The organism is Nostoc sp., from assembly GCF_036917455.1.
Classification (GTDB): Bacteria; Cyanobacteriota; Cyanobacteriia; order Cyanobacteriales; family Nostocaceae; genus Nostoc.
The window spans coordinates 1-15,936 of record NZ_JBALDK010000093.1 but is presented as its reverse complement, the minus strand read 5'-3'; the positions used below and the strand labels follow the sequence as shown (position 1 = coordinate 15,936).

Sequence of the window (15,936 nt, the reverse complement as noted above, 5' to 3'; positions counted from 1 at the left end):
GGGCTATTTTACCCTCAAGTCTTGCACCTGAATATACTTCTTTGGTCAGATAATCTATATCCTGTGAGCTTCTCTTTCTTTTTCAGCAACCCCTAGATAAGGTAATTGATACAGAGTTTTAAGATTGCGGTCAATATAGTTAGCTTGAACCACAATACGTTTGTACTATTTTATCGTGGCAACAATTATGACGTTCTACAAAAAGAAGTATGGAATATGGGTAGTAAAATTAAAAAAATTATCAGTAAGTATCAATCAATCTACAGGTTTTTTAGATGATGAAACAGAGATGGGCAAGCATATACAAATGCACTCAGCTACTTTGGAGTGTTTTGTTAGTGTTGGTAATTTGGAATCTACCCCAATCCGCTCTAGCAGATGTCAACCCACAGGAGATAAATGCAATTATTCGCACGCGGGATATTGCCCTGCAAGCCCTAAACACTCGCGATTTTACCAAAATACAGCCTTACTTGCACCCAAACTTTACAATCACAACAGTTGATAACCAGACTTTTCACAAAGTTCCTGAGTTTGAAAAGTACTGGAATCAGCAGTTTTCCAGTTCCATTAAAGATATCAAAATGCAACTAAAGGGAGATACGATCAGAACATTTCTCGCTCCAGATATAGACGTTGCCTCTGGAGAAGCGATCGCATCTTTTTCTTTCAAAGATGGCAAAGCGGCTGATATGGCTTTGCGATGGACAGCCGTGCTGCAAAAACTCCAAGATAAATGGACGATTCAATCGCTGCACTTCTCCTCCAATTTGCTGAATAACCCAGTGTTGAATGCTGCTCAACAATTAGGGCGGATTCTCGCAGTTGCAGCAGGGGTGGGTGGTTTCCTGGTGGGAGCAGTAACGATGCTATTATTACGTCGCAGGAATAAGCCACGAACCGAAAGGATATAACAAATAAAGTGGTAAGAAGCACCTATCAGCCCAGTAAAAATACTATCTTTCATCGCCGGCTCAAAGCAACCCTAGTAGTTTTATTAGTCTGGAGTGGCGTGAGTTTGCTGCACTGGCTACCAGAAACACAATGGTTGATGCTGGGATTAACGGCAATCCTGACTGTGCAAACATTACGGATGCTATTAGCAAAACCAGTGGCGGTGGTGATGGAGAATGAGATTTACTTACCGCCAGTCTCGATTTTAGTTCCGGCTAAAAATGAAAGTTCAGTTTTGGCTAATCTAGTTTACAGCTTATGCCAATTGAATTATCCCAGCGATCGCCTAGATATCTGGATTGTTGATGATGGTAGTACCGATGAAACTCCCCAGATATTGAAGGAATTACAAACTCAATTTCCATCTTTGCAAGTTCATCGACGGGAATCAAAAGGTGGTAAATCAGGGGCATTGAATGCGGTGTTTCCCTTTACCCAAGGGGAGATTATTCTAGTCTGCGATGCGGATGCTCAATTACCTACCAACTTTCTCCAGCAAACAGTACCTCTATTTCAGAAGCAAGCGATCGGTGCAGTGCAAGTGCGAAAAGCGATTTCTAATGCTAATACCAATTTCTTAACCCGTTGTCAGCAGATGGAAATGTGCTGTGATAGCTTTTTACAAACCCATCGCATTGCTATTGGTGGAATGTCTGAACTGCGCGGGAATGGGATGTTAGTTCGTCGGCAATTATTAGAAAAGTGTCAAGGTTGGAATGAGAACACTGTCACCGATGATTTGGATCTTTGCTTCAAACTCTATTTAGCAGGTGCAGAAATTGAGTTTGTTACAGTTCCATCAATTCAAGAAGAAGGCGTAACTACTTGGAAAAAACTTTGGTATCAACGCTGTCGTTGGGCTGAAGGTGGCTATCAGCGTTACCTAGATTATTTCCCCCAAATTCTGACTTTAGGTTTGGCAAAAGAAACTGATTTACTATTATTCTTTCTATTGCAATTTTTGCTACCAGTTGGACTAATCCCTGACTTCCTTTGGACAATATTTTATAGCCATCATCCCGTTTTATTTCCACTGCAAACACTACTCAGCATCATTCTGACAATTGCCTTTATTGCTGGACTTTACCAATTTCAAAATTTACAAGGATGGTCTTTGGTTTGGGCAACAATCCAAGGGTCATTATACATGGTGCATTGGATTCCTGTGATGATTGTGACGACTTTAAAGATGTGTGTGCAAAGGGAGCGATCGCGCTGGTTTAAAACTGAGCATCGTGGTCAAAATATTTACATTAATCTTGACAACAAATAAAATAAACAATCAATCACAAAAAACACATAGTGTAAGGTAAAATGTCAAGCTATGTCGTGATTTTAGTCTACATAGTCTGTTGGTATTTCCGAATCAACAGTGTTATCTGAAACTATTGGGCGGCTACCATCTATATCTAGAGTATCTTTAACTGGAAAATTACTCTTAGCAATCGGACGTTGACCATCTATGTCAAGAATAGCATCAACTTCAAAATCAGTAGGGTCAATTGGACGTTTGCCATCTACATTTAGTATGTCATGCTCTTCAAAAGCGCTCTTACCAATCGGGCGCTGACCATCTATATTAATTGTTTCTTTAATCTGAATTTCACTTGCATCAACTGGACGCTGACCATCTACATTAATTGTTTTAGTTGTCGGTTTGGTTTCTTTAGATGATGAATGCATATCAGTTTTGCTTCCTTCTGTGTGTTGAACCAAATTATTTTTATTACTATCGACTTGGTTTGTGTCAGCCATATATTATAAAGACTATTTATCTTTTAACAAAATTATCTGAAGAATTGTTTATTTCTTAACTAAAAGAGCTGGGGATTGGATAAAGAATGAGAATCTTATAATGTCTCTAATAATTTGTTTCTTAATTATGATACTGAGGTAGAATCAAAAAATCTTCTACCACAGCACAGAATATATCTCTAACTTAAGAGGGATCTTTCATTAGAGAAACACTTTATCTAAAGCTTATGGGCAAGGTGATAGATATAGATTTGAGGTTCTTTTTTGGGTATTGTGGGTGTTGTTTATTTAACTCCCATTATTTAAACCCCAATAGGAGCAAATCTCTCCAACAGGCTAATTGTTGGCTGCAATGACTTGGCTTCAAAAAATAGCATACTTTGCTCATCAAAAGCAGTCCAATTTTCGTTAGATAAAGGCTCAGAGGCAACAATAACTTGGTTTGGATGCTTAAGAGAATCACTTGACCAATAAAGAGTAGGGGCTTGTGTGCGGTAAGCGTAGCGAACTGCTGCAACTGCTTGACCATCACTGACAATCACATTGGCACTAAAGCTAGTTTTGTGTTCTGATGCCAACTCAGTCAATTTTTCAAGTGTCGCACGTAAGGCATCAAACAAAGTCCTGTCTGGAGAAGACTGCCACATTTGCACTAGCAGGGCGAAGATGTGTTCTGAGTCAGTCATGCCTTTAATCAGACCGTATGTAGAATCACACAGGCTCTCACGTATTGGCCTATAAAGAGTCTGTTCAAAGTTTGAGATTTCACCATTATGGACAAACAACAGTTTTCCACTGCGAAATGGCTGACAGTTGCTAATGTCGAGCGATTGACCTATCCCAGCTAATCGGGCATAGCCTACAGTACAACTAGATTGTACATAGTTGCTCAACTCTTCCAGGTTTGAATCGTTCCAAAGCGGGATCGTGTTTCGATAAATGAAGGGTTTACCCACTTCGTCATACCAACCTACACCCACTCCGTCTGCACAAACTGCTCCTGATTTTAATTCCAAGGGGCTGTAACTTTGTTTGTAAAGCGAATGCTCCGGTTTATACAGCAACTCATCTAATCGGATGGGATTACCAAAATAGCCAATTAATCTACACATAAAAAACGACGTTGCTGAAAGAGTAACGAAATTTAGTCACAAGCCCCGATATCAATCGAATCTTTTAACTATACAATGACTACAAAACATTACTAATTTAACAACTATTCTTGCTATTGTGTACGATTTAACTATGACTTTAGTCATGCTTTTATTTATAATTTCCATTAAAATTTTCTGGAGAATTTTCAATGTACTAAGCATCAATACCTGTGTCTATTCGCAAACTAAATAACTCTTAAATATTGTGAAAAAAAGCGTTATATGTACTGAAACTAAAAAAGAGTATTTCTGTGTTGATAAATAGTCGTCTATCCAAAGACATATTTTCAAAAGTTGCAGAATAGAAATATGAATTAGTGCGTAGGCGTATCCCGTCGTAGACATCGCTATGTAATCTCCAAAGCATCAACTCATATTCGCAAAAATGGAAATCAGAGCGGTAAACTTGCATTACATTGTGTGAAATTTGACCATCAGGTTATTGATTTATATGATCAAAAAAGATGAAATACTAGAAATTACTCAAATAGATGAGTTGTCAACATTTGTCAGTAAAAAAAATAAAACTTGACTATAGATAGCTAATTCATATTTTTATTCAGTAACTCCGATTTTAGAAAGAAAAGTGTAGGATTTAAGATATTGATAAGTTTAACCGATAAAATCTGATTCAGGCAATATTGTTCCACTTCAAGCTACTATCAATATTAAGAGAAAAACTAAAAAATAGAGTCAGATGAGTCTTAACCTTAACCTGCCAACAGAACCAGAAAACGAACTTTACATTGAAGCCTCTCAACTCAATTTACCGTTATCCGAGTATATTTTACGTATTTTATTTACAAGAAAATCTGTAGATAATTTACCCAAAACTGGGGCTGAACTTGTTACATACTGGCAAAACGAAGGTGTAATCAATTCACGCCCAGATATCACTGATAGTCAAGCCTATGCTCGTGAGTTGCGCCATCATGCTGAAACACGGGAGCGATCACAGGGCAAACGCATCTAAAGTACTCTTGATCACGACCAAGATTAAGACCCAACGAAAAATCGGTATTTCTGGCTTGATTTATTTTCCAAGGCTCAAAGCGATCACTAAAATTTTTGTCAATAAGTAGAGGTTAATGAGATTATTTTTGAGTCTATTGAGAATAAACTAGTCTTATTGACATGATGCGGCCGCCCTGGGAGCGATCATAGGTAAATAACAAATTTTTTATTGAGAAAGTGCTAGTAAATCTCAAAGCCATGCCCTAAAACTTGTAAGGAAGCCAAGGGAAAAAATCATGTTAGATTTGCTGATTCAAAATGGGTTAATTTTCGATGGCTTAGGCTCTCCACCTCTGCACGGAGATATCGGCATTCAAAACGGCCGGATTGTCACCATTGCACCCTCCTTAACTACCCCAGCGCGGGAAGTGGTTGATGCTTCTGGGTTATGGGTGACACCTGGATTTATAGATATTCATACTCATTACGATTTAGAGTTAGAAATTGCACCAGGATTGAGCGAATCAGTTCGTCATGGAGTTACTAGCGTGGTTATTGGTAACTGTAGCTTGTCTGTTGCGATCGCAGAACCCCAAATCCTAGCTGATATTTTTCAGAGAGTAGAGACACTTTCCCATCGGCTGATTGCAAAATGGTTGAAAAAGTCGGTTTTCTGGCAGACACCAGCAGAATATTTACAGCATTTGCAACAGTTACCCCTTGGCCCCAATGTTGCCCCAATGTTTGGACACAGTGCCTTACGCGCTCATGTGATGGGGTTAGAACGCAGTTTAACCGTTCAACCGACAAAATTTGAACTAAAACTTATGCAGCGCATAGCTATAGATGCAATAGATGCTGGCTTTATTGGCATTTCTATTGATATGTTTCCCTGGCATCGGATGAGTGGAGAATGGCAAGGCTGCACAATTCCGTCTCAACACGCCAAATTTAAAGAATATGCAATGCTAGCAGATTTGTGTCGGCGGGGCGATCGCGTTTTTCAAGTCACACCCAACTTACAACGACTTACTTCCTTTGTAGAGATTCTACGGATGGGTTCAGGGATTGGACAAAAACGACTGCGGCTAACAGTCCTCTCTGCTTTAGATGCCGTACACGATCGCAAACTATGGCGAATATTTTCCCCCCTACTTTTTATTTGGAATCGGCTGCTAAACGGTAATGTACGCTTTCAAACCCTAACTGAACCCTTCACCATTTACTCTGATGGATCTGTGACTCCCTTATTTGAAGAATTTTCCACAGGCGCACAACTCAATGGCTGTCAGTCACGAGAAGAAAGACAACAACTATGGGCATCGGAAATTTTTCGTCATCAGTTTCGTAAAGAATGGCTGAGTAAACGGCATAAATCATTCCATCGTCGCTTGGATTTGATGGAAGTTATTCATTGTCCCGAAGCAAGTTGGCAAGGGTTAAGTTTTGCAGAAATTGCTCGTCAAAAGCAACAAGAACCAGTGGATTTATTTATTCACGGATTACAAAAATACGATACAGATTTACGCTGGGTGGCCACAGGAGCGAACGATCGCTTAAAACCCCGTTTAGCGATGATGCAGCATCCCTATATTTTGCCTGGTTTTACTGATGCTGGCGCTCACGTCCGTAACCTGGGTTACTATGATGGAGCCTTGTCTTTGCTCAAACAAGCAGTTGCAACGAAGTTCCTTTCACCTGAAGCTGCGATTTGCCGCGTTACCGGAGAACCTGCTGGTTGGTTTCGTCTAGATACGGGAGTTATCAAAGTTGGTGCGAAAGCGGATATAGTTTTACTCGATCCCAATGCCTTAAATCAGCCAATTAGCCCGCAGGTGCAGATATCAGATCCAGTTTTAGATGGTGAACCTCGGATGGTTAAGCGTGGTTCGGATGAGATTGTGCAAGCAGTTTATATTAATGGGATTCAGGTTATTTGTAGGGGTGAAGTGAGCGATATTTTAGGACGAGAAAAGTTGGGAACTGTTTTGTTTTCTTGTTGAAGTATTTCACACAGAGGCGTAGAGATGAGGTTTGAAAGTTTAGCGTTGAATTGCTTTCATCCTACATCAGCAATGACTTGTCCAATATCTTGAGGAGTTGCACCTGTTGCTAACATTGCTCGGATCAACAATTCAATTGATACTGAAGCATCGCTATTTTCAGCTTTAGCAATCCGAGGTTGGTTGGAACTAATCTTAGTAGCAAGTTCACTTTGAGTCATCAGTTTTTGCCGACGTTCCTTCAAGTTTTGACTGAGAGCTAGCTTAATTTCAACAAGGATAGTTTCTTCGGGTGTTAACTCCAAAAAATCTGAAACTGTGCCAATTTTCCAGCCTTTAGATTTTAAACGTTCTCTCTTAGCTTGATCCATTGCATTACTCATGCTGATCGGTTATTAATGAAATTCAGGTTGTTTGTGTGGACAAGGTGAGCGATCGCTTTATTCAGCATAGGTATCACTTTGCTATATTAAATTGTGCCTCATCAATCATCACTCCTAAATGAGTTGTAAAATTTAAACAGCTAAAAATTCCTCCATTCTTATGAGTGAAAAACTCCAGACTGAAAAAGACAGGATACAGACAAGCATTAGTATAAAGACAAATGAAGAAATAGAAAACGAAAAAGTTCTATGTCCTCATTGTCAGCGCACTGCTACGAACGGTATTAAATGTAAAGGTATTTGTGTAGCTGACAATGACTATTAAGGTATAAATTAATCATATTGCTTTTTCACACACTATCTTATGAGTAATATCAATTCTAATCCTCCACAAAAACTGAAAGATAAAATTAACAATCAAATTCTGGATCACCCTTTTACTGACTATTGGGATATTTTTGTTCTTAAACATCAGCATCCAATTAATATTACTTTCCATATTCTGGGAATATTATTTTTTTATACTTTGCTATTTTGTGCTTGGAAGTTGCACAACTTTTCGTTACTTTTGTGTTTACCGTTAACTCAATTGTTGGGATTAACCGGACATTTTTTATTTGAGCGTAACCATATTGATTTACAAGATGCTGTTTTTTCTTGGCGGGCTTCTTACTGTTTGGGTAAAATGTTAATCAGGATTTTAATGGGCAAATATCGAGACGATATTCGCCAACAGCAAAAAATATTAAATAATTATCTATCAATATGAATCATCTGCCCGTAATAACCAAAAGCCGCTATAAGTCATCCCGGAATCATCTGGTTGTACTAACAAAAAGTGCAATCCTCGACAATGCTTTTTTCGCTGTTGATATGTTTGGGCTGCTGTTGTAACTTCTGGATCTTCAAAAGTGGCAACAATCCACCTATCTACCAAGCTAGCCTCTAATATTAAGCCATCTGGTGCGCCAGAAATGTAGTTCAACGCCACAGGGCGGGCTTGCTGTAACCAGCGTGCTAGGCGCATCGATTGCCGTCCACCATAAATTACTACACCAGGGACGGGCACTGTTGACGCTAAACCCAAATTGATCGGTTTGAGATGTTCTGGGATGTGCAAAATGGGAATGGGGCGATCGCTAAACCTGGTTTCTACATCACTAGCTGCTAAACTTGCAAAACGCCATTGTTCTCCCCAGAGGTTCTCTGGTAATGGTGCTGGGGGTGGTTTATCCAGCGTTGAGGGATACTGCTTTTCTTGTAACCACTGCTTCAATGCCAAAGTGTTGCGGGTAGGTTCGACATTTATGCTTAAATTGCGTCCAGCCGCCTCAATTAAACTTAGTGACTGCGGACGAAATACCTGAATCACATCTGGCAATTTTTCACCAGCAGCTAACTCAAGTTGAGCAGCAACCCAAGTCGAATTCGCTGCTGACTGGAGACAGGTAGCTTCATACTCAAAGCTGCGAGTTGCGTCACAAATCAACAACTCCCATAAAATTTGTCCCGCTGCATCTTGTGAGGGACGACGATAAAAATCAACCTGCCAAATTTTCATAAATTGAGAATTGGGAATGGGGAATGGGGAATGGGGATAGGGAATGGGAAAGGAGAATTATAATCAATGCCCAATGCCCTATACCCAATTTATAAAGCCTGAATCCATTCTTTAACTGAATATTCAGTCCAAATGCCATTTTTCCAGTAGGGGTCATTTTCAATTAACTCGCGCACAGTGGCTTCATCTTGGGCTTCGTAAATCCCAAAAACTTTTGTCACATCCTTGGTAGGGCCAATAGTAATCAGTACACCGGATTCTTTCTGTTTTGCTAATCCGTCTAAATGAGCTTGACGGTGAGGGACACGTTTTTCAAGAACGTCTTCGCAGTAAGTTCCCCAAAGTACATATTTAGGCATAATTCCTAGTTACTCCTACTGTTTAATAAGATATTACTCTGCCAAGAGTTTGAGTCGATCTGCTTTTAAAATGAGATTTTTTCAAATAAACCCTTAAGAGGATGTTTGAAAAGTCCTCTCGTTAGTAGCAAAACATTTCAGATCCCCCCTAGCCCCCCTTAAAAAGGGGGACTTTGATTCCGGTTCCCCCCTTTTTAAGGGGGGCTAGGGGGGATCTCTAAGTGCCTATAATACACTGGAGTTATGACCAGTCAGGGTAGAGATTTCCTTACCTGTCTCTAGATCCCATTGTTTCAGGGTGTTGTCATAAGAAGCAGAAACGGCTGTTTTTCCATCTGGGGCGATCGCATTTGTTGATTCGGCGATCGCATTTGTTGATTCGGCATTCGCATTTGTTGATTTGGCGAACGCATTTGTTGATTTGGCGAACTCATTTGTTGATTTGGCGATCGCATTTGTTGATTTGGTGTTCGCATTTGTTGATTTGGCGAACGCATTTGTTGATTCGGTGTTCGCATTTGTTGATTTGGCGATCGCATTTGTTATTTTGGCGTGTCCATAACGCACCCTACTGGCGTGTCATTACTCAAATGTTGCAAAAAAATTGCAGGTTGGGTTGACATAAGGAAACCCAACCTACACCTAATATACCTCTTGGAAAAGTCGTTAACACCCCTCCCTTTACCAAGGCTACGGTGTATACACAAGTCTGAAATAGCTTATTACACCAAGATTTTACCCCACCCTAACCCTCCCCTTGGAAAGGGGAGGGAACTGGATTTCTTTTTCCCCCCTTTCCAAGGGGGGATTAAGGGGGGTAATTCGACCAGAATCAGTCGGACATGATATAAGTTCTAACTTCTCAAGTTCACGCCGAATTTTTCCACCAAGGCTTCACGGACTTTATTGTGTACTGGTTCAACTTCAGCCTCAGTCAAAGTGCGATCGCTAGCCCGATAAACTAGACGAAATGCTAAACTTCTTTGTCCTTCGGGGACATTTTCGCCGCGATATTCATCAAATAATTCCACCGATTCGAGCAAATCTTTACTCGCTTTGGTAATTACTTTTTGAATTTCGGCAACGGAGATTTTCACGGGTGCGAAAAAGGCGATGTCGCGATCGCTAGCTGGATAGGTAGAATAGGGCTGAAACGCCGGAACGAGAATTTCATCTTGTCCTACAGATTCTAAAAGCACATCTAGATCCAACTGGAAAACATAAACGGAATCTGGCAAACCTTTTTCTCGTCGCAATTGGGGATGAAGTTGTCCAAAAATACCCAGTCTGCTACCCCGAATCCACAAAGAAGCGGTGCGTCCTGGATGTAAGCGATCGTCGCGGCGATCGGGTTGAAATTCTACTTCCAAGGCAAGTTGTCGAAATACACTTTCTAAAATGCCTTTAGCTTCAAACCAGGTGATGGGTTCTTCGCGTCCACCTTTTGACCATTTACCAACGGTGCGATCGCCTCCTATAATCCCCGCCAGGGCTTCTGTTTCTTGGAAACCGTCTTCTTCTCGCCAGAAAATTTGTCCGATTTCAAAGCCGTTCAGCGCACCATTACCCTGCTCTAAATTGTATTGAAAGGCATCAATCAACCCAGATATTAAATCGTTTCGTAGCGCTGAATATTCGACAAATAAGGGGTTTGACAGGACTATCTGTCTGTCTTCGCCTGGTTTGACTAAAGAATAGTGGATTAATTCTGTCAACCCTTCAGCCCGGAGGAAAGCCCGTAACTTACGAATTAGTTCCTCGTCTAAAGGCAGATAACCACCTTCGGATTTTTCTGGTAAAGTATCACAGAATCTGTTGTAACCATAGAGACGGGCGATTTCTTCAATTAAATCGATTTCTCGCTCTAAGTCGCGGTAACGATAGGGTGGGACAGAAACTGACCATGCAGGTTGATGGCTGCTATCTTCACCTGAAGGAGTCAACTGACATCCTAATGCAGTCAAGATGCGTTCAACATCTTGTTCTTGGAGTTCACCTGTGTCCTCTCCTAAATCAATTGGCCCTAGTATCTGATTAACTCGGTCTAAACGCAGTGCGATCGAACGACTCCAGGTAGAAGGATCGGGGCGAGTGTCGGCAATTTCCTGCTGGACAAGAATTCCACTAGCCAATTCGCTAATTAAGGATAAGGCGCGGCGATTAGCGATTTCCAACTCAGCGCGGTTAACTCCCCGTTCATATCTGCCAGAAGCTTCACTTCTTAACCCAACACTGCGGGAAGAACGGCGAATTGCCACGGAATCAAATAAAGCTGCTTCTAAAACTAAGCTTTGAGTCCCTTCATGGACTTCCGTTTCTTCTCCACCCATGACTCCCGCCAGTGCTACGGGTTTGTCGTTAGCGGTAATTAACAAATTTTGGGTTGATAAGGTGCGAGTTTGTCCATCCAGGGTTTTGAGGGATTCTCCATTATTGACGAAGCGGACACCGATGGTTAAATTTTCGCTACTTGCAACTGATTTTAGGCGATCGCGGTCAAAGGCGTGTAGTGGTTGTCCCCATTCCAACAAAACGTAGTTAGTAATATCCACCACATTGCTGATGGGACGTACCCCAGCCGCCCGCAAACGCTGTTGCAACCATTCGGGAGATGGAGCAATTTTGACCTGTTCAATTACTGTACCAATGTATGCAGGACAAGCTTGGGTATCGGCAATTTTTAAAGCTAAGTTTCCGGTACTTTTGGTAATAGAGACTTCACCAGGCTGAGAAATACTCAACTTTCCACCAGTTAAAGCTGCTACTTCCCGTGCTACACCTACCATACTCAGAGCATCAGCGCGATTAGCAGTTGCAGTCAAGTCTAAAATTACATCATCTAAACCCAACAACGGACGCACATCACTACCCAATGGTAAATTTTCTTGAGTAAAAATATGAATTCCGTCTACATCGGTGGGCAAACCGAGTTCCTTTAAAGAACAAATCATCCCCTGAGATGGGACACCACGCAATTTTGCAGGTTTAATTTTTAAATCGATGTTGGGTAAGTAAGTACCCGTAGTTGCTACCGGCACATAGATATCTGCCTTCACATTGGCAGCGCCACAGACAATATTTAAAGTTTCAGTTGCACCGATATCGACTTGGCAAACACTTAATTTATCAGCGTTGGGGTGGGGTTGACGCTCAAGCACTTTCCCTACAACCACGCCATTGGCCCAAGTGCGGCGATCTTCAATATCTTCTACCTCGAACCCTGCCATTGTCAGGGTTTCGGCTAATTCTTCTGGACTAAGTTTTATCTCTACTAGTTCGCGCAGCCAATTTAGAGAAATACGCATGGATTGTGCTTGTTTTAGGAATCGTCTTTTGTTCTTATTTTAGGGTGCCTACTAGCGATCGATGGCTACTCATCCCGCAAGGCGTACCCTTTCACTGGAACAATCCTACTACGTTAGGCTGGCAGAATAATCTCTAATGCTAATCTTTTCTTGTGGTCTTGGCTTGTGTCAATGTGGAAGATATGTTTGAGCCAACTAGATACACTAGCTTGCTTATTCGCCACGAGTTTTTAAATCCTGGAAAGAAAAAAGTTGACAGGATCAGCGGGAGCAAAACTTGAATGTTTAAAACTCGATAACACCTCATAAGTAATATTTTGTCAAACAAACTCCAAAAATCAGGCTTCACTTTTTTTGTAGTGTAATTGCATTGTAGTACTCGACAGAGGTAAATTTGCCCTGTTTGAGCCGAAAAATCACTGCTTAAAATGCCTCTAAAGCATTCACCATCAGGATTATCGGGCAATTTTGCTAAAATCTGCCTGAACAATATCAAAAGAATGGCCAATCCAATCTAAATTTTGTTCATTTTAAATGTAAATCGGATTTTCTATACTTTTGCTAAGTGTGGTAATTTCTATTTTTCCCAGTATTTATTTATTGAAGATGAAAGTTAAAAAATACTTTCATTCTTGTGGTTAATCTTCCTCTTGATAGAGTAATTTAAGTTTGAGTAATAATTAATATGAGTTTAATTCTAATGACAACTTCTAACAATAGCAATCAAACAACTGGCGGGTCAATACTACTCGGTTTATAAATATAATTGATTTATCTTCAATAGCTCAAAGTAATGAGATTTTGTGGTTAATTTAAGTCAAATGCATGAAGACTGTTTTCAGCAATTCGGCGCGTGTAAACGGTTTGGTAAGATATCCAGATGCCCCTACCAGTTTCGCTTTTACTTTGTCTACAATTCCTTTACTACCAGTGACAAAAATGATCGGAGTATTATGAAAAATTAAATTATTTCGTATAATTCGGCACAACTCATAACCATCGATTCCTACCATGTTTAAATCTAGCAAAATTAAGTCCGGTTTGTGCCTTATAATTGACAAAACGGCTTTTACTGGATCGTTAATCGTGACAACAGAAAAATTTTCATTTTCTAAGAAATAACTAATTTCTTTAAGAATTGTCGGGCTATCATCAACAGAAACGATTTTGTGGACTTTTTGTGCCGTTACAGTAGCAGATGTTACTTTTTGGAAAGCCGGATTTATGTTATTTGATGTTGGTTCTTGAAAATTTTCTTTTGGAGGCTCAGAAATCTGTGGTAATTGTTGAACAGGAGCTATATTCTCCTCAGAAATATCTGAGTAAGAGTTGACGGTAGTATTTAGTTCTTGTTTGATATCAACTATCTCTGTAATTAATTTTGAAAAAAGCGTAGGCCGTTGTAGACATTGCTCTTCAAATATCTTTGGTAATTTATCAAATGGTGGATCGGGTTCATGCAAGATAATCGCACCCTTAAGTATGTAAGGGTATAAATTATCAGCTAATTGGATTTCATCTTGATTCAAAATTGTTGCCAGATGACACAGGCTGAAACCTTTCATCCAATCAGTTAAATCTGGCTGAAGTTTTGGTAAATCTTTTTCCTCAATTTTGCTATTCATCAACAGATATGGACGTTGATATGGAGAAGAAATTTGTGGAACAAAAGCCTGCCAATTCTGTAATCTGACTTGGCAACGATCTAGAATTTTTTCTACATCTAGTCGGCAAATTCTTGGCATTCTATCAATTGGTTCTGTTAATTCATAAATACCTTCTTTAATGAGGAGAAATGATTCAATCACCTCTTTCACTAATTCTTGAATCAGCACTGCTGCTTGGGTAGAATGTAGATGTTGTTGACTAACAAGCCAAGATATCGCCTGATATTCAGGAGGGTGGCTTCTAGAATTGCTGTCATCTTCGATTAGCTGACTGTGGGAATCTGGTTCAAAGATCTGACGGACTTGAACGCGAACCTCGCTAGTAAGCATAGGAACTTGGTGGCTGAGGCGGCGCAAATGGCGTTCTAGTCGATCAAACGGTTCCACTGAATGGGTAGCGTAAGTTATTTTGCCCTGCTCTAAGTAAATCGACCAAGATACTGAGTTACTTAATGCTTGTAAATAAGTACTATCAGAGCAATTGGATAACTGTCTTAACAAACTTAAAGGACGTAATTTGGTGAATGCACCTGAGTTATTCATATTTTTCAAGTTTTTTTGCGGAATCAACAACCGAACATTTGAAGATTGAAAATATCAACTATGAAGTATTTTCTTTTTTGTAATATTTCTCTACGTAGAAATTATTTCTTTTAGAATGTGTATATATATTAAAATTTCTAAGCCTTGTAAACCATTTGTTACATTTAACACATTTTACTTAATCTATCTCAAAAAACAAGTAGGTGGGTATGAATAAAGGTAAACAATTATCATAGCTAGACTATCAGAAGATGTTGGTTAATTTTAAATTTTACTCATTAGCGACAATTCTTGGCTGAATACTTTAATAACGACGTTTATTGATGTTTCTTTATCTTAAGAGGCAAATTTTATTCCAATTTCCCGCAGTTCCACTGGTATACTTCTAGCGCTAATGATCCTAAATTATGGTTAATAATTTTTATATAAAGGAATATTCTTCCTACATAAAATCTTTAAAAACTTATCTAGGAAAGTTTACGTATTTATTGTACTGTAGGTTTAATGGATATAAATTTTTGGTAGATACATTACAACAGGTAACGCTGGGTTTTGATAAACTCTTTTTTGCTAAACTAAGCTGTACTCAAGTTCTTCTTAAAATATATAGAGAACTTTATGAAAATAATTTGTTTAATAAAGATTAGAGCATCTACCACTAGATACTATATGTCTGTAGTCGCCGAGTCGACTGGAATTACATACTCTGAGAAAAGGAAAATAAAGCTTTGAATTTTAACATAACACAAAAAGTTATGCACGATACATTAAGACTTGATGAAGTAGTAGAATTTGCTGAGAACCCAGAACCACGTTGTCCTTGTGTGCTGTTACTAGACACATCTGGCTCAATGCAGGGAGATCCGATTGAGGCTTTAAATCAAGGTTTACTCAGTTTAAAGGATGAATTAGTCAAAAATTCTTTAGCTGCCAGACGAGTGGAAGTGGCGATCGTCACTTTTGATAGTAATGTCAATGTAGTACAAGACTTTGTGACTGCCGATCAATTCAACCCGCCGATTTTGACAGCCCAGGGTTTAACTACAATGGGTGCAGGAATTCATAAAGCTTTGGACATAATTCAAGAGCGAAAATCTCAGTATCGTACCAATGGGATTGCTTACTATCGTCCTTGGGTATTCATGATTACCGATGGAGAACCGCAAGGCGAGTTAGAGAATGTAGTAGAGCAAGCATCCCAGCGTTTACAGGGTGATGAAGCTAATAAGCGCGTAGCATTTTTTACAGTAGGTGTAGAAAATGCGAATATGACGCGTTTAAATCAAATAACTGTGCGT

General features: G+C 39.7%; 14 protein-coding genes. 6 read left to right on the top strand and 8 right to left on the bottom strand.

What is annotated here, in order from left to right:
- Positions 1-275: 275 nt before the first annotated feature.
- Complete coding sequence (locus V7K42_RS10135) at positions 276-914, top strand: YybH family protein (RefSeq protein WP_334915798.1); 639 nt, start codon at positions 276-278, stop codon at positions 912-914.
- Between the two features lie 8 nt (positions 915-922).
- Positions 923-2,227, top strand: coding sequence for a glycosyltransferase (locus tag V7K42_RS10130; protein WP_334915796.1), 1,305 nt, complete (start codon positions 923-925; stop codon positions 2,225-2,227).
- 62 nt (positions 2,228-2,289) lie between these two features.
- On the opposite strand, the gene V7K42_RS10125 is transcribed toward V7K42_RS10130, so the two are convergent.
- A complete protein-coding gene (locus tag V7K42_RS10125) occupies positions 2,290-2,709 on the bottom strand; it encodes a hypothetical protein (RefSeq protein ID WP_334915794.1) in 420 nt (139 codons plus the stop codon).
- 302 nt (positions 2,710-3,011) lie between these two features.
- Positions 3,012-3,821: an ergothioneine biosynthesis protein EgtC gene (gene egtC / locus V7K42_RS10120; RefSeq protein ID WP_334915792.1), complete on the bottom strand. Its 810-nt coding sequence runs from the start codon at positions 3,819-3,821 to the stop codon at positions 3,012-3,014.
- 739 nt (positions 3,822-4,560) lie between these two features.
- On the opposite strand from egtC, the gene V7K42_RS10115 reads away from it, so the two are divergent.
- Together V7K42_RS10115 and V7K42_RS10110 are read left to right on the top strand one after the other, a co-directional pair.
- Positions 4,561-4,836, top strand: coding sequence for a hypothetical protein (locus V7K42_RS10115; protein WP_334915791.1), 276 nt, complete (start codon positions 4,561-4,563; stop codon positions 4,834-4,836).
- Positions 4,837-5,113: 277 nt separating this feature from the next.
- Positions 5,114-6,820, top strand: coding sequence for an N-acyl-D-amino-acid deacylase family protein (locus tag V7K42_RS10110; protein WP_334915789.1), 1,707 nt, complete (start codon positions 5,114-5,116; stop codon positions 6,818-6,820).
- Between the two features lie 56 nt (positions 6,821-6,876).
- On the opposite strand, the gene V7K42_RS10105 is transcribed toward V7K42_RS10110, so the two are convergent.
- Positions 6,877-7,191, bottom strand: a complete 315-nt coding sequence (locus V7K42_RS10105; RefSeq protein ID WP_334915787.1) for a helix-turn-helix domain-containing protein — start codon at positions 7,189-7,191, stop codon at positions 6,877-6,879.
- A gap of 376 nt (positions 7,192-7,567) precedes the next feature.
- On the opposite strand from V7K42_RS10105, the gene V7K42_RS10100 reads away from it, so the two are divergent.
- Positions 7,568-7,972: an Mpo1-like protein gene (locus V7K42_RS10100; protein WP_334915785.1), complete on the top strand. Its 405-nt coding sequence runs from the start codon at positions 7,568-7,570 to the stop codon at positions 7,970-7,972.
- Here V7K42_RS10100 and V7K42_RS10095 read toward each other — a convergent pair.
- The 5 genes from V7K42_RS10095 to V7K42_RS10075 form a co-directional block, all read right to left on the bottom strand.
- Positions 7,964-8,764 carry a Tab2/Atab2 family RNA-binding protein gene (locus V7K42_RS10095; protein ID WP_334915783.1) on the bottom strand — a complete coding sequence of 267 codons (801 nt, stop codon included), beginning with the start codon at positions 8,762-8,764 and terminating at the stop codon, positions 7,964-7,966. The two genes, V7K42_RS10100 and V7K42_RS10095, sit on opposite strands and share 9 nt — an antisense overlap.
- A gap of 89 nt (positions 8,765-8,853) precedes the next feature.
- Positions 8,854-9,123, bottom strand: coding sequence for a YciI family protein (locus V7K42_RS10090; protein WP_334915781.1), 270 nt, complete (start codon positions 9,121-9,123; stop codon positions 8,854-8,856).
- Between the two features lie 225 nt (positions 9,124-9,348).
- On the bottom strand, positions 9,349-9,690 hold the full coding sequence (locus V7K42_RS10085; RefSeq protein ID WP_334915779.1) for a WD40 repeat domain-containing protein: 342 nt from the start codon (positions 9,688-9,690) through the stop codon (positions 9,349-9,351).
- Between the two features lie 287 nt (positions 9,691-9,977).
- The gene (gene pheT, locus V7K42_RS10080; protein ID WP_334915777.1) at positions 9,978-12,428 is read right to left on the bottom strand and encodes a phenylalanine--tRNA ligase subunit beta; all 2,451 of its coding nucleotides are present in this window, start codon (positions 12,426-12,428) and stop codon (positions 9,978-9,980) included.
- A gap of 812 nt (positions 12,429-13,240) precedes the next feature.
- Positions 13,241-14,638: a response regulator gene (locus V7K42_RS10075; protein ID WP_334915775.1), complete on the bottom strand. Its 1,398-nt coding sequence runs from the start codon at positions 14,636-14,638 to the stop codon at positions 13,241-13,243.
- A 755-nt stretch (positions 14,639-15,393) separates the two neighbouring features.
- Here V7K42_RS10075 and V7K42_RS10070 point away from each other — a divergent pair.
- A partial coding sequence (locus tag V7K42_RS10070) for a VWA domain-containing protein (protein ID WP_334915774.1) occupies positions 15,394-15,936 on the top strand: 543 nt, incomplete at its 3' end.